This window comes from Pigmentiphaga kullae, assembly GCF_004216695.1.
GTDB classification, from domain to species: domain Bacteria; phylum Pseudomonadota; class Gammaproteobacteria; order Burkholderiales; family Burkholderiaceae_B; genus Pigmentiphaga; species Pigmentiphaga kullae.
In genome coordinates this window covers 768,146-787,727 of record NZ_SGXC01000001.1, presented here as the reverse complement: position 1 = coordinate 787,727, position 19,582 = coordinate 768,146, and the positions used below count along the sequence as shown (strand labels likewise).

Below are 19,582 nucleotides of genomic sequence, written 5' to 3'. Positions count from 1 at the left end.
GGCGGCGGAAAGCGCGTCGGCGTTGGGATGCGAGGCACTTTACCGACCGCACCTGCTCTGGCATAGTGCCGCCGACCGGAAACACTTGCAGGGAGCCGATGTAAATCGCCATGGATCGACTACGGCTCATTTCCACTTTCCTGCAAGCCGCGCAGGCGAAGAATTTCAGCGAGGCTGCAAGCAAGCTGAAGATCGCCCCGCAGGCCGTCAGTTCGCAAATCGCGCAACTGGAGGCCTGGCTGGACATCAGGCTGTTCCAGCGAACGACCCGCCAGGTATGGTTGACCGAAGAGGGGCGCATCTTCTACGAAAAGTGCCGTCAGGGCGTGGCGCTTATCGAAGAAGGGGAAGCGGCCCTGCGGGAAAGGCACAACGATGCGGTGGGCACGGTCAGGCTGGCCGTGGGACACAGCCTGGGAGCCTCCACCATCGCGCCGCTGTTGCTGGAGTTCGGGGCCAGGCATCCGGCGATCCACGTCGAGCTGCTGGTGCTGAATCAGTTGGCCGACATGGTGCAGATGAAGGCCGACATCGGCGTCATCGGCGGCGGCCTGCCGGACAGCTCGCTGACGGCGCGCCGCATCGGCGTAGTCGGACACTATCTGTGTGCTGCGCCCGGGTATCTGGCCGCGCAAGGGGTGCCCAGGAAGCCGGAAGATCTTCATGCTCACCGCTGCATCGCCTTGAGGCACCCGCGCAACGATGCCATCCGGCCGTGGTCCTTCAAGATCGGCAACGAGATGCGGACGCTGGAGCTGCCGCATGCGATCACGGTCTCGGATGTCGGTACGCAGCGCTGGCTGGTGCTCAACGGCGCGGGAGTGGGGCAGATCACCGATTACTATGCCGAGCCGTTGGTCCGCCAGGGCCAGCTTGCGCGGATCGAGGTTGGGTACGTGTCGCGGCCGGTGGAACTGTTCATCTACATGCCTCGGCGCGAACTCGTGCCTCGGCGCTGCCGGCTGCTGAACGATTTTCTGTTCGAAGAACTCCGCTCCCGGCTCAGCCAGTGATCCCGGTATCCTGTGCTACCTTTCCCGCTCCGCCGCCCCTTTCCCCGCTCATGAACATACGCACGCAAAGCCTCGGTTTCGTCGTCGGCACGCTGAACCGGCGCGTGGTCTGGCGCCTGGCGCAACTGACCGGCCCGCACGGCGTGATGCCCGGGCAGTTCCCGGTGCTGCGCTGCCTGCGCGACGTGCAGGTATCGACCCAGATGGAACTGGCGCGCATGGTCGGCGTCGAGCAGCCGTCCATGGCCGCCACGCTGACCCGCATGGAAAAGAACGGCCTGATCGCGCGTGTGTCGGACGAGCAGGACGCGCGCCGTCGGCTGGTATCGCTGACCGAGCGCGGCAGGCAGATGTTGGCCTTGATGACCGATTCGGCGATGGAGGTCTACAAGGACGCGTGCGAGGGCCTGACGCCGGACGAGGTGGCCGAGTTCCTGCGCATAGGGGCGAAGATGATCGAGAACCTGGAAGAGGAAAAGTAGGGCGGCGCGGGCCGCCCCACGGCAGCGGTTCGCGCTATTGCAGCTTGATCCCCGCCTCGTTCACCACCCGTTTCCACTTCGCCGATTCTTCCTGCAGGAAGCGCTGCAGTTCCGCCGGCGTGCTGCCTGCCACTTCCAGGCCTTGCGTCTGCGCGCGGGCGCGCAGTTCGGGCAGCGCCAGCGCGGTCTTCATTTCCGCGCTGAGCTTTTCCACGATGGGTTGGGGCGTGCCCTTGGGCGCGAAGATGCCCACCCAGGTGTCGGCCGCGAAGCCGGGCACGCCGGCCTCGGCCACGGTGGGCACGTCGGGCAGCGCGGGCGTGCGTTTGATGCCCGTGGTGGCCAGCGCCTTCAGTTTGCCCGAGGCGATCAGCGGAATGGAAGCGGTCAGGTCCATGAAACCCAGCGGCACGCGTCCGCCGATGATGTCCTGCAAGGCTTCGGGCGTGCCCTTGTACGGCACGTTGCGCATGTCCAGGCCGGCGGCCTGGCGGAACAGTTCGGCCGCCAGGTGGTGGCTGGTGCCCACGCCATTGGTGGCGTAGGTCAGCATGCCGGGCCTGGCCTTGGCCTGTTCGATCAGTTGTTTGATGCTGCCTATGCCGGCCTGCGGGTCGGCCACGACGACGACCGGCGCGCGCGCCACCATCGAGACCGCCACGAAGTCACGGGCGGGGTCGTAGTCCAGCGTGTAGAGGTTGGGGTTGATGGCCATGGCGCCGGTCACGCCCACCAGCAGGTTGTAGCCGTCCGCCGGCGCCTTGGCGATGTAGCGGGTGGCGACGTTGCCCGCCGCCCCGGGCCGGTTCTCGATCAGGAAGGGCTGGTGCAGCTGGGCCTGGAGCCGTTCGGCCATGCTGCGCGTGATGGTGTCGGCCGAGCCGCCGGGCGGGAAGGGCAGCGCCAGCTTGACCGGCCGCTCGGGGTAGCCGGCCGTGGTGTCGGCCACGGCGGCGGGGGCCAGCAGGATGCCCGCCAGCGCCAGCCAGGGCGCGAAGGCGCGCGATAGCGTGTAAGCCATGTGTCTGTCTCCTCCTTGATGTCGTTCGCCGTTCAGGCGGCGTCCTTGAAGTGCGGAATGATTTCCTGCGCGATGGCCTGCATGTTGGCGCGGACCATGCCGTCGGGCATGGTGCCGAACTGGGTTTTGGTCAGCGTGGTGCCGAAGCCGGCCAGGTCCTCGTACTCGGCCAGTTTCTCGCGCACGGTGGCGGGGCTGCCGATGATGACCAGGCCCGACTTCACCAGGTCTTCCACCGACTGCGGCTTGGCGCCGACCGCGCGCGTGGACTTGATGCGCTTCATGGCTTCGATGTTGGTGTAACCCGGCGGCAGCAGCATTTCCATGGGCATCTTCAAGAGGCGGGTCATCAGGGCCTCCATGTGCGGCTTGGCCTCGGCCATGGCGCGCTCGTCGGTCTCGGCCACGTAGATGCAGTTGGACCAGGCGAGCTGGTCGCGGCCCGCTTCGTAGCCGGCTTTGCGCGCTTCCTCGCGGTACATGTCGAAGAATTTCTTCACCGTGGCGATGGGGCTCAGGGTCTGGCAGTAGGTGTAGCGCAGTCCGGCGGCCCAGCGGATGGTGCTGCTGGAGCCCTGCGACGGCACCCAGATCGGCGGATGCGGGTCCTGGTAGGGCCGGGGCCAGGGGTTCACGTAGTTGAACTGGTAGTGCTTGCCGGTGTACGAGAAGGGGCCGGGCTGGGTCCACGCGCGCACGATCAGGTCGTGGGCCTCGGCGAAGCGCGCCTGCGACTCGGCCGGGTTGATGCCCATGGCGTGATATTCGGCGCCGATGCCGCGCACGAAGCCGGCGATGAAGCGGCCGCGCGTCAGGTTGTCCAGCATGGCGAATTCCTCGGCCACCATCAGCGGGTTGTTCAAGAGCGGCAGCGCGCGGCCCAGCACGGCGATGCGCGCGCGCTTGACGCTGCGCGCCAGCGCGCCGGCCAGCACGCCGGGAATGGGCATCAGTCCGTACGCCGTCTGGTGGTGCTCGTTCAGGCAGACGCCGTCGAAGCCCAGCTGGTCGGCGTATTCCATCTGGTCCAGGTACTCGTGGTAGAGCTCGGCGCCCAGCTGGGGATCGTAGTGGCGGTTGGAGAAAGTCACCCAGGCCGAGCCGTTCTTCTGGATCGCTTCCAGGTCCGCATGGCGATAGGGCATCAGGTGGAAATTGAAGAACTTCATGCGGGGCTCCCGGTCGAGGCGGTGAATCGTGTCAGCGCGGCCACGGTCTCGGCCGTGCGTTCCAGGTGGGGCGCATGGCCGCAATCGCCCATCTCGGCCAGCGTGGCGCGGGCGATGCGGTCGCGCCAGGCGCGGCCGTACTCGGCGGGCAGGATGCGGTCGCTGGCGCCCCACACGACCAGCGTGGGCACGGCGATGCGATGCAGCCACTTGGCCAGGTCGGGGTCGTGGCCGCGCGGCTGCCAGGTCAGACGGGCGGTGATCTCCTTGTTGCGCACGGCCACGTCCAGTTCTTCCTCGGTCGGCGCGCGTTCGAGCACACGCGCGGCCAGCGCGGGGTCGTGGTAGGTGTCGCGCACGAGATCGTCGTCGGTGCGCAGGAAAACGTCGGTGGTGGGCACGTCCGGCACGTGGATGCCCTGGGCCGAGATCAGGGTGAGCGAGGCAAGCGCGTGGCTGTTGCGCACCGCCAGCTCGGCCGCGATCCAGCCGCCCAGGTCGTAGCCCACCAGATGCACGCCGCGCAGCTTCTGTTGGTCCAGGTAGTCCAGGTAGAAATTGGCCAGGTCGCGGACGTTGTCCAGCCAGGCCGGGACGGCGCCGCCGCCGTAGCCGGGATGTTCGGGGGCGTGGCAGTCGTAGTGCTCGGCCAGCGCCGGCAGCCAGGCCTGCGACTCGGCCAGCCCGCCGGGGCCGTGCAGGAACAAGAGCGGCTGGCCTCGGCCGGCGCGCGCGACGCGCAGCGTGGTATCGCGTATGCGCAGGGTGGACGCATCCATGGCGGTCATGATGTCTCCTAGGGGGAAAGGGGCGCCGCTTCAGGCGGCGGCGCGCATGGCGGCGCCGGATTGCGGCGCGCGCATGCGGTGGGCGAAGTCGGACACCTCGCGGCCCAGCGTGCGCAACTGTTCGTCCACGCGCGCATCGATACAGCGGCCGTCGGGCGCGAAGGCGGGATCGGTGCCGCCTATGCACACGCCCAGCGGCGTAGGCCAGCCGCGCAGCGCGTGCACGATGTCGCGCAGCGCGCCCAGCGTGGTGACGGCCGCCTGCCAGCCGGCGGCGTTGGCGATGCAGCCCACCGCCCGGCCGCTCAGGTAGGGCCGCGCGTCGGTGCGCAAGTCCTCGGTGTAGTCCAGCGCGTTCTTGACCAGGCCGGACAGGCTGCCGTGGTAGCCGGGCGAGGCGATGATGACGCCGTCGGCCCGGCGCAGCTCGGCCACCAGGCGCAGCGCCGCCGGGGTGCGGCCGGGTTCGTGCGGGGCGTACATGGGCAGGACCAGGTCATCGCCGGCCAGCAGGACGACCTGCGCGCCGGTGGCGGCCACGGCATCCAGCGCGTGCCGCAGCGCGCGCTCGGTGGACGAGTCGGGGCGGGTGGTGCCGCCCAGTGCCACCACGCGGGGCGGGGAGGTGTTCATGCCTGTCTCCGTTAATACATAGCTAGCTATGTATTACGCGCGCATGCGGCGGGAATGTCAAGAGGGCGTCATTCCATGCCCTTGCTCCAGGACTTGGGCGTACGGGCCCATTCCTTCAGGAATTCCAGGAAAACCTGCACCCGCATGGGCAGGTTCTTGCGCGACGAGTAGATGGCGTAGACGTCCAGTCCCGAGGGCACGTAGTCGGGCAGCACGACCCGTAGCTCGCCGCGCGCGATCTCGTCGGCGATCATGTAGTAGGGGTGCATGGAGATGCCCATGCCGGCCAGCGCGGCTTCCTTGAGCGCATCGCCGAAGTCCGAGCGCAGCGGCCCCTGGACCCGGACGGATACCGGCCCCTCGGGACCGGTGAAGTTCCAGGTGGCGGTGGGCGACTTGTTCCAGTTGACCAGGCACTTGCAGTGCTGGAGGTCGCGGGGATGGACGATGGGCGGCACCTTCGCGAGATAGGCGGGCGCGGCGACCAGCGCCTGGCGCGCCTCGGCCAGCGGAATGGCGATGAAGCTGGCGTCTTTCAGCACCGGGACGATGATGATGCCCACGTCCAGGCCCTGTTCGACGAAGGTTTCCTGCTTGCGGACCGTCAGCAGGCTGAGCGCGATCTGCACGTCGGGATAGCGCTCGTGGAATTCGCCGATCACCGGCAACAGGCGCTGCGTACCGAAGGCCGGCGGCACGCCCACCCGCACCACGCCCGCGACGTCGCGCGACAGGTCGTGCACGGATTCGCGCAGGTCGTCGTAGCGTTGCAGGAGCTCGGTGCCGTTCTCCAGCACCTGCAGGCCGGCCGGCGTCAGCCCCAGCTGCTTGGTCGTGCGGTTGAGCAGCTTGACGCCCAGCGAACGCTCCAGCCAGGCCACCTGCTTGGTGCAGGTGGCGCGCGATACGCCGAAATGCTGCGCGGCGCCGGCGAAACTGTTGCGTCGGGCCACCTCCAGAAACATGCGCAGGCAACTGAGCTGGTCCACGTGCTTGTCCTTGCCGGTTTCTCTTTAGGAAATTTCAAATTTAGCACTGCCGCCTTGTTGAGCCGGCGGGTCGAACGAATAATGCCCCCACTCATTGTTTCGCATTCGACATCAGAATCCGGAGACTCCGCATGCACAAGCCCTCTTCGTCCTTCCCTCGCCGCCGGCTGGCCGTGCTGGCGCTCGCGCTTGCCGCCACCGGCCCCTGGGCCGCCGCGCCGGCCGCCGCCCAGGGCTTTCCCTCGCATCCGCTGCGCCTGGTCGTAGCCTACGCGCCGGGCGGCGCGACCGACATCGTCGGGCGGATGTTCGCCCAGGAGATGTCCGAAAGCCTGGGGCAGACCGTGGTGCTGGAGAACCGCGCGGGCGGCGGCACCCTGGTGGGGACCGAGTCGGTCAGGCGTTCGCCGGCCGACGGCTACACGCTGCTGTTCGGCACCAATGCTTTCGTCATCACGCCGCTGCTGCATGACGCCAAGACCTACGATCCCGTGGCCGACTTCCAGCCCGTCGGCCAGGCCACCGTGCAGTCGCTGGGCATCCTGGTCACGCCCGGGCTGAAGATCCGCACGGTCAAGGATTTCATCGCCTACGCCAAGGCCAACCCGAGCAAGGTGAACTTCGCCTCGTCGGGCAACGGCTCGGCGCAGCACCTGGCGGGCGAAGCCTTCGCCAAGGCGGCCGGCGTCAAGATGGTGCACGTCCCCTACAAGGGAACGGGGCCGGCCATGGCCGACCTGCTGGCCGGACGCGTGGACGTCATGTTCAGCTCGCTGGTGGGGAACATGGAACACGTGGCCGACGGCCGCCTGGTGCTGGTCGCGACCACCGGCGCCAAGCGTTCGCCCGCCACGCCCGACGTGCCCACGGTCGACGAGAGCGGCGTCAAGGGCTTCCAGGCCGAGACCTGGCAGGCCGTGCTGGCGCCCGCCGGCACGCCCGCGCCCGTGGTCGACCGGCTGAATGCCGCGCTGCTCAAGGCCGGCAAGTCGCCGAAGATCGTCGAGACGCTGGCGGCGCAGGGCATGGAGGTGCGGACCACGTCGCCGGCCGAGCTGCGCGATCTGCTGGTGCGCGACACCACCCAGTACAAGGCCCTGCTGCAGCAGGCCAAGAACACGCTGCAATAGCCTCAGTCGCCGAACCGGCGCTGGCCGCGCTTCTCCTCCACCAGCCAGCGCCCGTCCGGCGTCCGGGACAGGCGCTCGTGGTGCAGGGAAATGGACAGGGGCGGCGGCATTGGGAGCGGCCCGGCCTGCGGGGCCGCCGCGTCGACGCGGTAGACCAGCGTCATGTACCGCGCCGCGGCCCGGTCCGGGCCATCAGGGTCGATCACGAGGTTCTGCACCAGATGGGCGGTGGTGCGTCCGGCGGGCCGGTCGGCCAGCGCCGCGCGCACGTCGGCCGGACCTTGCAGCGCCCGGCCCTGGCGATGCCAGACGCCCTGTGGGGCCATGCAGGCCGCCACCGCGTCGAAGTCGCCGCCGTCCAGCGCCAGGTAGAAGCCGTGGATGGCCTGCTGGCAGCCGGTCACGGCCGCCCAATGTTCCAGATCGGTCATGGCCTCATCCCTGTACGAAGGTGTTGCGCAGCGTGCCCAGCCCGGTGATCTCGATCTCCACCACGTCGCCGGCATGCAGGTCGGGCGACTGGCCGTCGGTGCCCATCCACACCACGTCGCCGGGATACAGGGTCAGGTATTGCGTCATGGCGCACAGGAAGGTGGGCACGTCGAAGATCATCGCCGCGGTGGCGAAGTCGATGGTGGTCCGGCCGTTCACGCGTACCTGGGTGCGGGCGCGGGACGGATCGAAATCGGTGTCTATCCACGGACCCATGGGCTTGAAGGTGTCCGAGTTCTTGGCGCGCCAGAAAGTACGGTCCGACCGCTGCCAGTTGCGTTCGCTGACGTCGTTGCCGATGGTGTAGCCCAGCACGCAGTCCAGCGCGTTCTCGGGCGTCAGGTGGCGCGCCTGCTTGCCGATGACCACCACCAGTTCGCCCTCGTAGTGGATGGTGCGGGCATCGGGCGGCATCACCACGTCGTGGCCGTGCGGCACCAGGGCGTTGTTGGCCCGGTAGCCGATGTCCGCCTGCTTGGGCAGTTGCGGCTCCTGGCCCCGCTTGCGGGCCGCCTCGATGGCGTGCTCGGCGTAGTTCAGGCCGGCGCAATAGAAGGTGCGCGGGATCACCGGCACTTCCAGCCGCACCTGGTCCTGGCTGGTCCAGTCGTCCGTCGGCACATGGCCGTCGAAGGGCGAGCCCTCGACCCGGCGTATGCGTTCGCCCTCGGCCAGTCCGTAGTGGGTGCCCGTCGAATCCGTGTATCTCAGCCAGCGCATGTCCGTCCTTCGTGGGTTGCCCGGCGCGGTGGCCGCGCCAGGAGGGTTTCGTCGATGTCCTCGATGCCGGGCGCGCCGCACAGTTTCATCGCGCGCACCAGTTCCTCGGTCAGGATCTGTAGTGCCCGGTGCGCGCCGGGCTCGCCGCCCGCCACCGCGCCGTAAAGCGTCGCGCGTCCGACCAGCACGCCTTCGGCGCCCAGCGCCCGGGCCTTCAGGATGTCCACGCCGCGCCGCACGCCGCCGTCCAGCCAGACCGGGATGCGGCCGGCCACCGCGTCGACCACGCCGGGCAGCGCGTCCAGCGTCGCGCAGGCGCCGTCGAGCTGGCGCCCGCCATGATTGGACACCACCACGGCGTCGGCGCCCAGCCGGACCAGCCGGTCGGCGTCGTCCGGGCGCAGGACGCCCTTGACGATCAGCTTGCGGGGCCAGCGGTCGCGCACCTGCGCCAGGCGGTCCCAATCGAACGAGGGGTCGTAGTTGCGTCCCACCGCCGAGGCCAGCCCCGCCACCGAGGTCACGTCGCGCTGCAGGCCGATCAGGTTCTTGTTCACCGGCATGCCGTGGCGCAGCAGCGCCAGCGCCCACCGGGGGTGGGCCGCGACGTCGCCGAAACTGCGGTACGTAAGGCGGAAGGGGGTGCGGAAGCCGTTGCGCACGTCGCGTTCGCGCTTGCCGCCCACCGGCAGGTCGACGGTGATGACCAGGGCCTCGTAGTCGGCCGCCCGCGCGCGCTCGATCAGGGCGTGGAAGAAATCCTGGTTCTTCAGCACGTAGGCCTGGAACCACAGGCGGCCGGGCGCCTCGCGCGCGACTTCCTCGATCGACGCGGTGGCGCTGGTGGACAGCGTGTAGGGGATGCCGTGCTTCGCCGCCGCCCTGGCGATGGCCAGGTCGCCGCCGTGGCGGCCGTAGCCGACGCCGCCGGTGGGGGCGATGGCCAGCGGATAGTCGGCCGGCGCGCCCAGCACGGTGCACCGGGTCGAGACCTGGGAGACGTCCACCAGGGCGCGCGGCAGCAGGCGCACGCGTTCGAAGGCCTGGCGGTTGTCGGACAGCGTGGTTTCGCTTTCGGCGCCGCCGTCGAAGAAGTCGAACACCAGCCTGGGCAGTCGCCGGCGTGCCGCCGCCCGCAGGTCGTCGATGGACTGGGCGCGGCCGATGCCGCGATCGAACAGACCCATGGCGCGCTCAGTGCGCGGCCGCGGCGCGCGCGGGGCGGATCGCGGTCGGCAGGAAGGCCGGGTCGAAGATGCGGTCGGCCATGACCTGGCAGCGCTTGATCAGCCGGTGCTCGTGGGGCAGGTAGTCGGGCCAGGCGTTGTGCAGCGTGCCGATGTGGTCCCACATCAGCACGTCGCCCTCGGTCCATTCGTGCGTGTACTGGTACTTGGCCTGCAACTGGTGCGCGAACAGGAATTCCAGCATCTCGTCGCTGCGGTGCGCATCGAGTTCGTTGATCCGGATGGCGTAGCCGGGATTGCAGTACAGCACCTTGCGGCCGGTAATGGGGTGCGCCAGGAACACCGGATGCGTCGAAGGGGGGCGCTTGGCCCGTTGTTCAGGCGAAAGCGGCGGCCGCTCGCTGCCCGGCCGCGCCCGCATGTTCTCCCAGAATTTGTTGAAGTCGTGCACGGCGGTGGCGCCGTCCAGTTCACGCTTGACGTCGGCGGGCAGGTCTTCGTAGGCGGCGTGCATGTTGGCGAAGCTGGTCGAGCCCAGCGCGCGGCCGTCGCGGCGCGGCACCTTCAGGGCGTGCAGCACGTTCACGAAACCCACGGTCGGGTTGTAGGACATGTCGGTGTGCCAGTCCTGGCCGGCGTCGGCGATGCCGATCGGCCTGCCGTTCTCGACGATATTGGAAAGAATGCTGACCTCGGGAATACCGGGTTCGTTGGCGTCGGACACCGTCCGCTGCAGGCCGCCGAAACGGGCCGAGAAATCCCGCAGCTGCGCCGGCGTGATCGCCTGCGCCGGGAAGCGCAGGACGCCGTGCGCGCCCAGCGCCGCCAGCAGCGCGGCGAAATCCTGCTCGGCAAGCGGCCGGGAAAGGTCCAGGCCGCGCACCGTGGCCCCGAGTATCTTTCCGGTGGGGGCGATATCCGTCATCTTGAGTCCTGTCTGGCTGATCGATGGCGAAATGGTAGGCACCGACGGCCGGTTTGGACACCCCGCCGGGCGCAAACTTGTTATTTCCTGAACGAAAACAACCGGGGGGTCAGGCGCCTGGGGGCCGCAGGCTGCGGCTGATGCTGTGGATGGCCGAATACAGCGCCTGGCCCGCCGGGCTCAGGATCTTCTGCGCCGGCATGAAGGCGGAGATGGTCAGCGACGGCAGGGCCTCGGCCACCGGCACGATGGCCAGCCGGCCCGCGGCCCGGGCTTCCTCGGCCAGGTAGCGCGGCACGAAGCTGGCGATGTTGCCGTGCTCGATGATCTGGATGGCGCCGCCCACGGATTCGCAGTGCATGACGCACTGGGGCGGCGGCAGGCCGGCGTCGACGAAGGACTGCCGGATGACCATGCCCGGTCCGTCGGCGGGGCCGGTGACCAGCCAGGGCACGTCGGCCAGCGCCCGCAGCGATCTGGCCCGCGCCTTGGGATGGCCCCGCCGCACCGCCACCACCAGGTCCAGCGTGAACAGCGGGTCGTGCCGGTAGCCTTCGCCGGGGCCGCCCGCGGGCAGCGGACCGATGGCGAAGTCCAGGCCCTTCTCGCGGAACAGGTCCATGACCGTGGGGTAGGTGGCTTCCTGGAGATGGATGTAGACGTCGGGGAAGCGCAGCCGCATGGTCTCGATCGCCCGTGGCACCACCAGCGCGAATGGCGCCGCTGAAGAAGCGATGGACAGCTTGCCCGACAAGTCGCCGGCCAGTTGCCGGATGTGGGTGTGCGCGTCGGCCGCCGCGCGCACGATGAGTCGGGCATGTTCCAGCAGGGCCTGCCCGTAGGGGGTCAGTTCGATGCCGTGCGCCGACCGCGTCAGCAGCGTGGCGCCCACCGACAGTTCCAGTTGTTGCAGCGCCCGCGTGATGGCGGGCTGCGTCACGTCCAGCAGCTTGGCCGCGGCGCTGATGCCGCCTGCCTCGGCCACCGCCACGAAGGCCCGGAGTTGGTGGAGCTGCATGTTCAGGCCGGACGCGGCGTCGGCCGGGCGCCGCCCGCCTGGTCCCGGCAGTCATGCGGGCGCGCGGACGGCGCGGCGACGGGGGCGGAATCCAGGTTCATGATCGTCTCGCGGGGCAGGCGCCAGATACAGTCAGGAGGGCGAGGATACGCGCCCGCGCGACTCAGGTAAACACGCTCAGGAATTTCTCGTTGAGCTTGCGGTCGTGATAGAAGATGCCCGTGCCCAGCTCCTCGGCCGTCCACTTGATCACCGGCTTGTCCGGGTACCAGGTATAGCCGCCGGCGAACACCTCGTTGCGGTTGCCGCTCGGATCGAAGAAGTACACCGTTTCGCCGCGCGTGATGCCATGGCGCGTCGGCCCGATGTCCAGCGATACGCGCCGCTTGGAGATGATGTCGGCCGCCTTGAGCACTTCGCCCCAGTTGTCCAGCAGGAACGAAACGTGATGCAGCTTGTTCTTGACCGGTTGCTGGATGAAGGCCACGTCGTGGGCCTTGGTTGCGCAGCTCAGGAAGGCGCCTATCATCTGCTCGTCCGGCCCGGCCACCACCGCCTCGGTCAGGTTGAAGCCCAGCACCTCGGTGAAAAGCTTGAAGGTGCCTGCCAGGTCGTCGCCGTACAGCAGGCAGTGGTCGAAGCGGCGCGCGCCCATGCCGTGCATGTCGTCCGGCCACGGATCGGGGTTCAGGTAGCCCACCGCGCATCCGGGCGTCTCGCGGTGCGCGTACAGCTCCATCACGTGCCCCGTCGGAACGGTGAAGCGAAAACGCCGTCCCGTCATCGGATGCTCGCCTTCCCTGATCCAGCCCATGTCGGTCGCCAGGCCGCTGGCCTCGACATCGGCCGAGAGCTTGTCCAGCGTGGCTTCCGAGTCCACTTTCCAGCCCATGTAATCCATGCCGGCTTCATCGGCCTCGCGCAGCACCACGCTGTGGTGGTCCGCTTCGTCCCAGGCTTTCAGGAACACCCGCGCGCTGCCGTCGGCGGCGGTGTCGCGCATGACCTCCCTGAGTCCGATGGTATCGACGTAATGCCGTACCGCCGGCTCGATCTCCAGAACCCGTATGCAAACGTGTCCCGGCCGCATCACTCCTGTGATCGCCATGATGGTCTCCTTGCTGTCGTTGTCAGGTAGGGGGTGCAGGCGGCCGGGCCGCCGGCGTCAAATGACGGGTCACGCAGCGCCGCATCCTGTCCAGCGCTTCGATCTCGATGTCGCTGCGCGGCACGACGCGGCAGGCCAGCACCACGCCGGCCGCCAGCTCGTCGGCGCTGACGCAGGCGCGGCTCATCTTCGCGGCGTGGTAGTCGCCCCGTACGATCCGGCTCTTGCATACGCCGCAGCCGCCGCCGCGGCAGCCGACCGGAATGCCCTTGCGGCCGAGCGCCTCCATGCCGGCCAGCAGTGTCTGCGAGCCGCCGCAGGCATAGCGTTCGCCCGTGTCGAGGATATGGACTTCGAAGCGCTGCTCGGCCGGATGCATGGGATTCCTTGCGAGAGGTTTACCACTGGCCGATGTGTATGCCCGGCGGCAGGTTGTCGGTCATGGCTTCGATGCGGTCGAGGTCCACGGCGATGCGGCGCTTGAGCGTCAACTGGTGCGCCAGCAGCCGCGCGGACATCGATTGCCGCACCGGTTCGAAGGCGGGGTCCGCGCCCAGGTCGTGGAACTCGTCCGGGTCTTCGGCCAGGTGGAAGAGCTGCGGGCGGTAGCCGTTCCAGGCCACCAGCTTCCAGTCCGCCGTGCGCACCATCCAGCCCCGGCAGTCGGCGTCGCGGGGCCGGCCCAGCACATGCCGGGCACGCCGCGTCGCATAGTCCAGTTCGCTGAAGACGCAGTCGCGCCAGTCGTCCGCCGCTTCGCCGCGTACCAGCGGCAGCAGCGAGCGGCCTTCCACCCGATGGGCCTGCGCGGGCAGGCCGAGCGCGTCCAGGATGGTGGGCGCGACGTCCACCGCGGCGGCGAAGCGCCGGTCGCGCGTGCCGCGCGTGGCGTCGGCGGCGGCTGACGGATCGACCACGATCAGCGGTACGCGCTGGACGACGTCGTGGAACAGTTCCTTTTCGCCGAAGCCGTAGTCGCCCAGGAAATCGCCGTGATCGGAGGTGAAGACGATCAGCGTCCGGTCGGTCTGCCCGGTCTGCTCCAGGACTTCCAGCACGCGGCCCAGGTGGTCGTCGATCTGCCGGATCAGGCCCATGTAGGCCGGGCGCACGTGGCGCACCACGTCTTCCTGGTCGAAGCTGCGGCATTCGTCGTGCGAGCGGTACGCGGCCAGCACCGGGTGCTCGGCGGCCTCGGAGGCGCGGTTGCGCCGGATGGGCGCCTGCTCGGCGCGGCGGTACATGTCGTGATAGGGCGCCGGCGCGATGTAGGGCCAGTGAGGCTTGATGTAGGACAGGTGCAGCGACCAGGGCTCGTCGCGATGCCGGCGGATGAAATCGATGGCGGCGTTCGAGACGTAGGCGGTTTCCGAATGCGGCTCGGCCACGTGGGCGGCCAGGTGCGCGTGTCGCATCTGCCAGCCGCTGGCGACGGAGCCGTCCGGATGGCGGCCGGAGTTGGCATGCTGCAGCCAGGGGTCGTCGCCCGCGTAGCCGGCCGATTCCAGGTAGCGCCGATAGTCTTCCTTGCCGGTGGGCAGGTCGCCTTCGTGCCGGCAGACCACCTCGAAGCCGCCTTGCAGCAGGCTGGCGGCGGAACGGCCGGAGGCGCCGCCGCGCCAGGCCGCCGTCGCCTCGGCCGAGGGCTCGAAGTGGGTCTTGCCCGCCAGGTGGAGCGCGCGGCCGGCCTGCGACAGGTAGTCGCCCACCGTCAGCTCGCTCATGGGCATGGGGATGAAGTTCCAGGTCGCGCCATGGGAGGACGGATAGCGCCCGGTGTAGAACGACATGCGCGACGGTCCGCAGACGCCCGACTGCACGTAGGCCTGGGTGAAGGCCACGCCGCGCGCGGCCAGGGCGTCCATGTTGGGCGTGCGCAGCCAGGGGCTGCCGTAGCAGGACAGGTAGTCCGCCCGCAGCTGGTCGCACATGATGAAAAGGACGTTGCGCATCCTGGTATCCGGAAGAAGTCAGTCGATCTTGATGGCGGTCTGGCGCACCAGGTCCGTCAGCCGGGCCTGCTCGCTGGCGATCAGCGCGCCGAACTGTTCCGCAGTGGTGTTCGGGACCGGGTCGGCGCCCGCGTCGGCCAGCGCCTTGCGCGTCTCGGGATCGGCCAGGATCTGGTTCAGCGCCCGCGTGAACCCGGCCACCGCGTCCTTGGGCGTTTCCTTGCGCATGACGAAGCCGTCCCAGTTGCGCACGTCGAAGCCCTTGAAGCCCTGTTCCTCCATGGTCGGCACGTCGGGCAGGCCGGGCAGCCGGCTGTCGCGCGAGGCGATGGCCAGCGCCTTGACCTTGCCGCCCTGGACTTGCGCCGCCGCCACCGTGCTGGTCAGGAACATGAAGTTCACCCGGCCGGCCACCAGGTCGGCCAGTCCGGCCGTGAACTGGTTGTAGGGCACGTGGGTGGCCGTGACGCCGTAGCGCTGCTTGAAGAGCTCGCCCGCCAGGTGCGCCGGCGTGCCGTAGCCGCCCGAGGGGAAGCTGTAGGTATCGGGCTTGGCGCGCAGCAGTTCGATCAATCCTTTCACGTCGTGCACGGGCAGGGACGGCGTGACGACCAGCACGCTGTAGGTCCAGTCGTACTGGCCGACGGGCGCGTAGTCGCGGGCGAAGTCTTTCTTGAACGAGGACAGCAGCGCCGGTCCGACCACCACCGGGGTCAGCAGCGTCATCGCGGTATAGCCGTCGGCCGGGTAGCGGTCCAGGTCGCCCGCCGCCAGGCTGCCCGAGGCGCCGGGCTTGTTGTCGACGTAGAAGGTCTGGCCCAGCTTGACGGTCAGCTTCTGCGCGATGATGCGGCTGCTGATGTCGGGCGGCGTGCCGGCGTTGTACGGCACGATGATGCGCACCGGGCGTGCCGGCCAGGTCTCCGCCCGCGCGCCGATGGCGGCCAGGGCAAGCGTGGCGGCCAGCGCCAGTTTCCCGAACGTGAAGGTCATGGATGTCTCCTTTGCTTGAACCGTGGTCGTCTTGGGTTGGCCCGGCAAGTCGTTGAGGGGACTTTCGCAGCCCGCCGCGGGTCCGGCAAGTCGTTTTGCGTATGGGCCATAACCGGACGACATGGGGCGTGCAGCCGCCGCCCCGCAACGCGCCAGATCGTGGCGAGCTTCGGATATCCGTGGCCTGAAGCGGCGAGACCGGCCCGGGGGCCGCTGCCTATAGTTCGGCATCGGCATCGAACGAGGCGGTCCCATGAAGCACCAGACCACGATTCCCATGACCCGCCCGGACGGGTCGGCAACGTCGGCGTACTGCGCGATGCCGGCTTCCGGCCATGGCCCCGGGCTGGTGCTGTGCCACGAGATCTTCGGCGTCAACGAGACCATGCGCAAGCTGGCCGAACGCTATGCCGAAGAGGGATACGTGGTGCTGGTTCCGGACCTGTTCTCGCAGATCCGGCCGGGGGTCGATCTGGGCTACGGCGAAGAGGACCACGCGCAGGCTTTCGCGCTGCTGGAACGATTCGACGTAGACGTCGGCCTGGCCGACGTCGCGCTGGCCGCGCGGACGCTGCGGGAGTCGCCCGCGACGACGGGGCAGGTGGCGGCGGTGGGCTACTGCCTGGGCGGCCGGCTGGCCTATCTGGCCGCCGCCGGGGCGCTGGTCGATTGCGCCGCGGGTTTCTACGGCGTGGGTATCGAGGCGCACCTGGACCATCCGCCGGCGCGGCCGCTCATGCTGCATTTCGGCGACGCCGACCGTTACTGTCCGCCCGCGACGGTGGCGCGCATCGCCGCGCACCTGGCCGGATCGCCCGATGCCCGGGTGCACCGCTATCCGGACGCCGACCACGCGTTCGCCCGCGAGGGCAGCCCGCTCTACCGCAAGCCCGCCGCCCTGGTCAGCTACGAACGCACGATTGCGTTCCTGCACGAGCACATCGGGCCCCGCTATGACCTGTCGGCGCTGTGGGACCGCCATACCGAGCTGGAGTTCGAGGTGCGCGACGCGGCCGAGACCATGCGCACCATGGTGGCCGAGCCCTACGTCAACCATATCCCCACCCTGACCGGCGGCGTCGGCGCCCGGCAGCTCCATCGCTTCTACAAGCATCACTTCATTCCGTCCACGCCCAAGGATACGCGGCTCGTTCCCATTTCGCGCACCGTGGGCGCGACCCAGATCGTGGACGAGCAGCTGTTCTGCTTCACCCACGACGAAGAGATCGAATGGATGCTGCCCGGCATCGCGCCCACCGGCCGCTACGTGGAGATTCCGCTGGTCGCGGTCGTCAAGTTCCGCGGCGACAAGCTCTGCCACGAGCATATCTACTGGGACCAGGCGTCGGTGCTGGTGCAGATCGGCGTGCTGGATCCCGCGGGCCTGCCGGTGGCGGGCCGGGAAACGGCGGCCAAGCTGCTGGATGAAAGCCTGCCGTCGAACGTCTTGATGCAGTCCTGGGCGAAAAGCGAAGGGAAGGACTGACAGGAATCCTTGCGTAAGGAGATTGTGTTGTACACGAACGAACAACTGGCTGACATGGTCAAGCCGGACAAGGTGCACCGCGCGGTCTATGTGGACCCCGGCATATTCGACCTGGAGATGGAGCGCATCTATGGCCGCGTATGGGTCTACGTCGGGCACGAAAGCCAGATCCCGCAAGCCGGCGATTATCTGACGAGCCGCATCGGCCGGCAGGACGTCATCCTGGTACGGGCGGCGGATGGCAAGCCCCACGTGCTGTACAACCGCTGTCCGCACAAGGGCGCGCAGATCGTGCCGCCGGGCGCCGGGCACGTGGACCGGCATTTCCGTTGTCCCTACCACGCCTGGACGTTCAGGCTCCACGGCCCGATGCTGTCGGCGCCGCTGCGGGCCGGCTACGAAGGCACGGCCTTCGATCCCGCCGACGAGGCGTTCTGGCTGCGGCGCGTCGCCCGCGTGGCCAGTTATCGAGGCTTTGTCTTCGCCAGCCTGGCCCAGGGCGGCGACGATCTGGTGGATTTCCTGGGCGGGGCGAAGGCGGCGATCGACAATCTGTGCGACCGCTCGCCTGTGGGCGAGGTGGAGGTGGCCGGCGGCGTGTTCCGCGTCTGGCAGAACTCCAACTGGAAGATTTTCTACGAAAACCTGCACGACACCATGCATGCCGCGGTCACGCACGAGTCCTCCGTCGTCGCGGCCCGCGACGAGTACGAGGCCTCGATGGCCGGCCGGGACATGCCGTTCGTGCTGCACATCATGGCGGGCAACGGCGAGCCCTACCAGTTCTGGGAGAAGCTGGCGGTGCACGCCTTCGACCACGGGCACGGCTACATGGAAGGGATCTTCGATCCCGGCGGCGCGGACCGGGATCCGACCAGCCGTGCCCACCATGAAAGCCTGGCCGCCGCGGTGGGCGAGGCGCGGGCGCGGGAAATACTGGGCATGAACCTGCACAACACCATCATCTACGGCAGCGGGTCGCCCCATACGGTGTTCCAGCAGTTCCGCGTCATCCGGCCCGTCGCGGTCGATCGCACCCTGGTCGAGATCGTCACCTTTCGGCTCAAGGGGGCGCCCGAGGCCGTGTTCGAGCGCGCCGTGACTTACGCCAACACCATCAATTCCCCGTCGTCCAATGTGATGCCCGACGACGTGGAGCTGTACACCCGGGTGCAGAAAGGCAACCGGCTCGACGGCGGGGACTGGGTCAGCATGCACCGTTACTGTGGCACCGACCGGGACATCCCGGGCGGGAAAGTCGCCGTCAACGGCACGAGCGAGCTGCCCATACGCAACCAGTTCGTGGCCTGGAAGGCCTTGATGACCGAAGGTGGGGCAGGATGCGGGGGAGTGGCATGAACGGGATCGGAGCGGCGCAGTTGGACGAGGCGATCCGGCAGCGGCACAGGGTCGAGCAGTTCCTGTTCCTGGAGGCGCGGCTGCTGGATGCCAACGCCTGGGACGAATGGCTGCGGCTGTTCACCCCCACGGGCATGTATTGGGTCCCGCGCATGCGCGGCCAGCAGGACGCCCGTACCCAGGTTTCCCTGTTCCACGAGGACGCGCTGCTGCGCAGCGTGCGCGCGCGCCGGCTGGCCAACCACCGGAACTGGTCGCAACAGCCGCCCACGCATGGGACGAGGACGATAGGCAACGTATCGGTGATCGACCCGGGCCCCGGAACGATCGTGGTCCGTTCGTCGTTCCAGATGCTCGAATGGCGGGCCGACAGCCAGCGCGCGTTCGGCGGCAGCTATACGCACACGCTGCGCGAGGATCCCGCCGCGGACGGGTCGTTCCGGATCGAGATGAAACGGGTGGACCTGGTCAACTGCGACGCGATCCACGAGAACCTCCAGGTGTTCCTGTGATGTCTCTCGATTTCTCGCGCCCCGTCGTGCTGGCGCTGCACTACCAGAACGAAGTCCTGCATCCGGACGGCAGGTTCGCCTTCGGCGTGGCCGGCGACGGCGCCGCGCAGCCGGCGGTGGTGCGGGGCGCGCGCGGCCTGCTGGATCTGGGGCGCCGGCGGCGATGGCCGGTGGTGCACGTGCGCATCGCTTATCGCCCGGATTTTTCCGACGTGACACAGAACTGCGCCATCTTCAGGACAGTGGTGGCGCAGGCGGTCATGGCCGAGGGGAGCTGGGGGGCGCAATTCCTGGAAGCGCTTGCGCCCATGGCGGGCGAGCCGGTGGTGACGCACAACCGCATCAATGCGTTCTTCCGCTCCGGGCTGGAGACCATGCTCGATGCGATGCGGCCGTCGCTGCTGCTCGTGGGCGGGGTGGCCACCAACTCGGTGGTGGAGCACACCGTCCGCCACGCGACCGACCTGGGCTGGCATTCGGCCGTGGTCGAGGACGCCTGTGGCGCCGCCAGTCCAGCGGTGCACACGGCTGCCCTGCACAACCTGCGGCTGCTGGCCGAGGTGGGCCGGCTGGAGGAGATCCAGCGGTTGGCCGAAACATGAACA

Annotated in this window: 21 protein-coding genes; 7 read left to right on the top strand and 14 right to left on the bottom strand. The window is 68.7% G+C overall.

Annotated elements, in window-relative coordinates; all coding sequences use genetic code 11:
- Nucleotides 1-110 precede the first annotated feature (110 nt).
- Both EV675_RS03875 and EV675_RS03870 read left to right on the top strand, forming a co-directional pair.
- A complete protein-coding gene (locus tag EV675_RS03875) occupies nucleotides 111-1,013 on the top strand; it encodes a LysR family transcriptional regulator (protein WP_130356084.1) in 903 nt (300 codons plus the stop codon).
- Between the two features lie 50 nt (nucleotides 1,014-1,063).
- On the top strand, nucleotides 1,064-1,495 hold the full coding sequence (locus EV675_RS03870; RefSeq protein WP_130356083.1) for a MarR family winged helix-turn-helix transcriptional regulator: 432 nt from the start codon (nucleotides 1,064-1,066) through the stop codon (nucleotides 1,493-1,495).
- A gap of 34 nt (nucleotides 1,496-1,529) precedes the next feature.
- Here the strand turns inward: EV675_RS03870 and EV675_RS03865 are convergent, their stop codons facing one another.
- The 5 genes from EV675_RS03865 to EV675_RS03845 all read right to left on the bottom strand — a co-directional run bounded on the left by EV675_RS03865 (nucleotide 1,530) and on the right by EV675_RS03845 (nucleotide 6,095).
- Complete coding sequence (locus EV675_RS03865; RefSeq protein ID WP_130356082.1) at nucleotides 1,530-2,516, bottom strand: Bug family tripartite tricarboxylate transporter substrate binding protein; 987 nt, start codon at nucleotides 2,514-2,516, stop codon at nucleotides 1,530-1,532.
- Nucleotides 2,517-2,548: 32 nt separating this feature from the next.
- Nucleotides 2,549-3,685: an LLM class flavin-dependent oxidoreductase gene (locus tag EV675_RS03860; RefSeq protein ID WP_130356081.1), complete on the bottom strand. Its 1,137-nt coding sequence runs from the start codon at nucleotides 3,683-3,685 to the stop codon at nucleotides 2,549-2,551.
- Complete coding sequence (locus tag EV675_RS03855; RefSeq protein ID WP_207221909.1) at nucleotides 3,682-4,473, bottom strand: alpha/beta fold hydrolase; 792 nt, start codon at nucleotides 4,471-4,473, stop codon at nucleotides 3,682-3,684. The genes EV675_RS03860 and EV675_RS03855 overlap by 4 nt, the downstream gene beginning before the upstream one ends.
- A gap of 30 nt (nucleotides 4,474-4,503) precedes the next feature.
- Complete coding sequence (locus tag EV675_RS03850) at nucleotides 4,504-5,106, bottom strand: NADPH-dependent FMN reductase (protein WP_130356080.1); 603 nt, start codon at nucleotides 5,104-5,106, stop codon at nucleotides 4,504-4,506.
- Between the two features lie 68 nt (nucleotides 5,107-5,174).
- Nucleotides 5,175-6,095 (bottom strand): LysR family transcriptional regulator, encoded by a 921-nt coding sequence (locus EV675_RS03845; RefSeq protein WP_130356079.1) that lies wholly within the window; start codon nucleotides 6,093-6,095, stop codon nucleotides 5,175-5,177.
- 131 nt (nucleotides 6,096-6,226) lie between these two features.
- Between EV675_RS03845 and EV675_RS03840 the strand changes: the two genes are divergently transcribed.
- Nucleotides 6,227-7,225, top strand: a complete 999-nt coding sequence (locus EV675_RS03840) for a Bug family tripartite tricarboxylate transporter substrate binding protein (RefSeq protein ID WP_130356078.1) — start codon at nucleotides 6,227-6,229, stop codon at nucleotides 7,223-7,225.
- Nucleotides 7,226-7,227: 2 nt separating this feature from the next.
- Here EV675_RS03840 and EV675_RS03835 read toward each other — a convergent pair whose 3' ends face one another.
- The 9 genes from EV675_RS03835 to EV675_RS03795 form a co-directional block, all read right to left on the bottom strand.
- A complete protein-coding gene (locus EV675_RS03835; RefSeq protein WP_165404413.1) occupies nucleotides 7,228-7,656 on the bottom strand; it encodes a nuclear transport factor 2 family protein in 429 nt (142 codons plus the stop codon).
- A 4-nt stretch (nucleotides 7,657-7,660) separates the two neighbouring features.
- On the bottom strand, nucleotides 7,661-8,437 hold the full coding sequence (locus tag EV675_RS03830) for a fumarylacetoacetate hydrolase family protein (protein WP_130356076.1): 777 nt from the start codon (nucleotides 8,435-8,437) through the stop codon (nucleotides 7,661-7,663).
- Nucleotides 8,425-9,624, bottom strand: a complete 1,200-nt coding sequence (locus EV675_RS03825) for an alpha-hydroxy acid oxidase (RefSeq protein WP_130356075.1) — start codon at nucleotides 9,622-9,624, stop codon at nucleotides 8,425-8,427. The genes EV675_RS03830 and EV675_RS03825 overlap by 13 nt, the downstream gene beginning before the upstream one ends.
- Nucleotides 9,625-9,631: 7 nt before the next feature.
- A complete protein-coding gene (locus tag EV675_RS03820; RefSeq protein WP_130356074.1) occupies nucleotides 9,632-10,549 on the bottom strand; it encodes a TauD/TfdA dioxygenase family protein in 918 nt (305 codons plus the stop codon).
- A gap of 109 nt (nucleotides 10,550-10,658) precedes the next feature.
- Nucleotides 10,659-11,567: a LysR family transcriptional regulator gene (locus EV675_RS03815; RefSeq protein WP_130356073.1), complete on the bottom strand. Its 909-nt coding sequence runs from the start codon at nucleotides 11,565-11,567 to the stop codon at nucleotides 10,659-10,661.
- Between the two features lie 163 nt (nucleotides 11,568-11,730).
- On the bottom strand, nucleotides 11,731-12,675 hold the full coding sequence (locus EV675_RS03810; protein ID WP_130356072.1) for a catechol 2,3-dioxygenase: 945 nt from the start codon (nucleotides 12,673-12,675) through the stop codon (nucleotides 11,731-11,733).
- A gap of 22 nt (nucleotides 12,676-12,697) precedes the next feature.
- Nucleotides 12,698-13,054, bottom strand: coding sequence for a 2Fe-2S iron-sulfur cluster-binding protein (locus tag EV675_RS03805; protein ID WP_130356071.1), 357 nt, complete (start codon nucleotides 13,052-13,054; stop codon nucleotides 12,698-12,700).
- Nucleotides 13,055-13,073: 19 nt separating this feature from the next.
- Entirely contained in the window at nucleotides 13,074-14,627 is a 1,554-nt protein-coding gene (locus EV675_RS03800) for a sulfatase-like hydrolase/transferase (RefSeq protein WP_130356070.1), read from the bottom strand.
- Between the two features lie 18 nt (nucleotides 14,628-14,645).
- Nucleotides 14,646-15,620, bottom strand: coding sequence for a Bug family tripartite tricarboxylate transporter substrate binding protein (locus EV675_RS03795; RefSeq protein WP_165404412.1), 975 nt, complete (start codon nucleotides 15,618-15,620; stop codon nucleotides 14,646-14,648).
- A 253-nt stretch (nucleotides 15,621-15,873) separates the two neighbouring features.
- On the opposite strand from EV675_RS03795, the gene EV675_RS03790 reads away from it, so the two are divergent.
- Genes EV675_RS03790 through EV675_RS03775 form a run of 4 tightly spaced genes read left to right on the top strand, consistent with a single transcriptional unit; the run spans nucleotide 15,874 to nucleotide 19,579 of the window.
- Nucleotides 15,874-17,106, top strand: coding sequence for a dienelactone hydrolase family protein (locus EV675_RS03790; RefSeq protein WP_130356068.1), 1,233 nt, complete (start codon nucleotides 15,874-15,876; stop codon nucleotides 17,104-17,106).
- 24 nt (nucleotides 17,107-17,130) lie between these two features.
- Nucleotides 17,131-18,465, top strand: a complete 1,335-nt coding sequence (locus tag EV675_RS03785; protein ID WP_130356067.1) for an aromatic ring-hydroxylating dioxygenase subunit alpha — start codon at nucleotides 17,131-17,133, stop codon at nucleotides 18,463-18,465.
- On the top strand, nucleotides 18,462-18,977 hold the full coding sequence (locus EV675_RS03780; RefSeq protein ID WP_130356066.1) for an aromatic-ring-hydroxylating dioxygenase subunit beta: 516 nt from the start codon (nucleotides 18,462-18,464) through the stop codon (nucleotides 18,975-18,977). Before EV675_RS03785 ends, EV675_RS03780 begins: the two co-directional genes overlap by 4 nt.
- A complete protein-coding gene (locus tag EV675_RS03775; protein WP_130356065.1) occupies nucleotides 18,977-19,579 on the top strand; it encodes a cysteine hydrolase family protein in 603 nt (200 codons plus the stop codon). The genes EV675_RS03780 and EV675_RS03775 overlap by 1 nt, the downstream gene beginning before the upstream one ends.
- Nucleotides 19,580-19,582 lie beyond the last annotated feature (3 nt).

Excerpts from the sequence above, each read along its gene's own strand:
- EV675_RS03875 (WP_130356084.1), top strand. The coding sequence starts at position 111 with ATGGATCGACTACGGCTCATTTCCACTTTCCTGCAAGCCGCGCAGGCG.
- EV675_RS03870 (WP_130356083.1), top strand. The coding sequence starts at position 1,064 with ATGAACATACGCACGCAAAGCCTCGGTTTCGTCGTCGGCACGCTGAAC.
- EV675_RS03865 (WP_130356082.1), bottom strand. The coding sequence starts at position 2,516 with ATGGCTTACACGCTATCGCGCGCCTTCGCGCCCTGGCTGGCGCTGGCG.
- EV675_RS03860 (WP_130356081.1), bottom strand. The coding sequence starts at position 3,685 with ATGAAGTTCTTCAATTTCCACCTGATGCCCTATCGCCATGCGGACCTG.
- EV675_RS03855 (WP_207221909.1), bottom strand. The coding sequence starts at position 4,473 with ATGACCGCCATGGATGCGTCCACCCTGCGCATACGCGATACCACGCTG.
- EV675_RS03850 (WP_130356080.1), bottom strand. The coding sequence starts at position 5,106 with ATGAACACCTCCCCGCCCCGCGTGGTGGCACTGGGCGGCACCACCCGC.
- EV675_RS03840 (WP_130356078.1), top strand. The coding sequence starts at position 6,227 with ATGCACAAGCCCTCTTCGTCCTTCCCTCGCCGCCGGCTGGCCGTGCTG.
- EV675_RS03835 (WP_165404413.1), bottom strand. The coding sequence starts at position 7,656 with ATGACCGATCTGGAACATTGGGCGGCCGTGACCGGCTGCCAGCAGGCC.
- EV675_RS03830 (WP_130356076.1), bottom strand. The coding sequence starts at position 8,437 with ATGCGCTGGCTGAGATACACGGATTCGACGGGCACCCACTACGGACTG.
- EV675_RS03825 (WP_130356075.1), bottom strand. The coding sequence starts at position 9,624 with ATGGGTCTGTTCGATCGCGGCATCGGCCGCGCCCAGTCCATCGACGAC.
- EV675_RS03820 (WP_130356074.1), bottom strand. The coding sequence starts at position 10,549 with ATGACGGATATCGCCCCCACCGGAAAGATACTCGGGGCCACGGTGCGC.
- EV675_RS03815 (WP_130356073.1), bottom strand. The coding sequence starts at position 11,567 with ATGCAGCTCCACCAACTCCGGGCCTTCGTGGCGGTGGCCGAGGCAGGC.
- EV675_RS03810 (WP_130356072.1), bottom strand. The coding sequence starts at position 12,675 with ATGGCGATCACAGGAGTGATGCGGCCGGGACACGTTTGCATACGGGTT.
- EV675_RS03805 (WP_130356071.1), bottom strand. The coding sequence starts at position 13,054 with ATGCATCCGGCCGAGCAGCGCTTCGAAGTCCATATCCTCGACACGGGC.
- EV675_RS03800 (WP_130356070.1), bottom strand. The coding sequence starts at position 14,627 with ATGCGCAACGTCCTTTTCATCATGTGCGACCAGCTGCGGGCGGACTAC.
- EV675_RS03795 (WP_165404412.1), bottom strand. The coding sequence starts at position 15,620 with ATGACCTTCACGTTCGGGAAACTGGCGCTGGCCGCCACGCTTGCCCTG.
- EV675_RS03790 (WP_130356068.1), top strand. The coding sequence starts at position 15,874 with ATGAAGCACCAGACCACGATTCCCATGACCCGCCCGGACGGGTCGGCA.
- EV675_RS03780 (WP_130356066.1), top strand. The coding sequence starts at position 18,462 with ATGAACGGGATCGGAGCGGCGCAGTTGGACGAGGCGATCCGGCAGCGG.
- EV675_RS03775 (WP_130356065.1), top strand. The coding sequence starts at position 18,977 with ATGTCTCTCGATTTCTCGCGCCCCGTCGTGCTGGCGCTGCACTACCAG.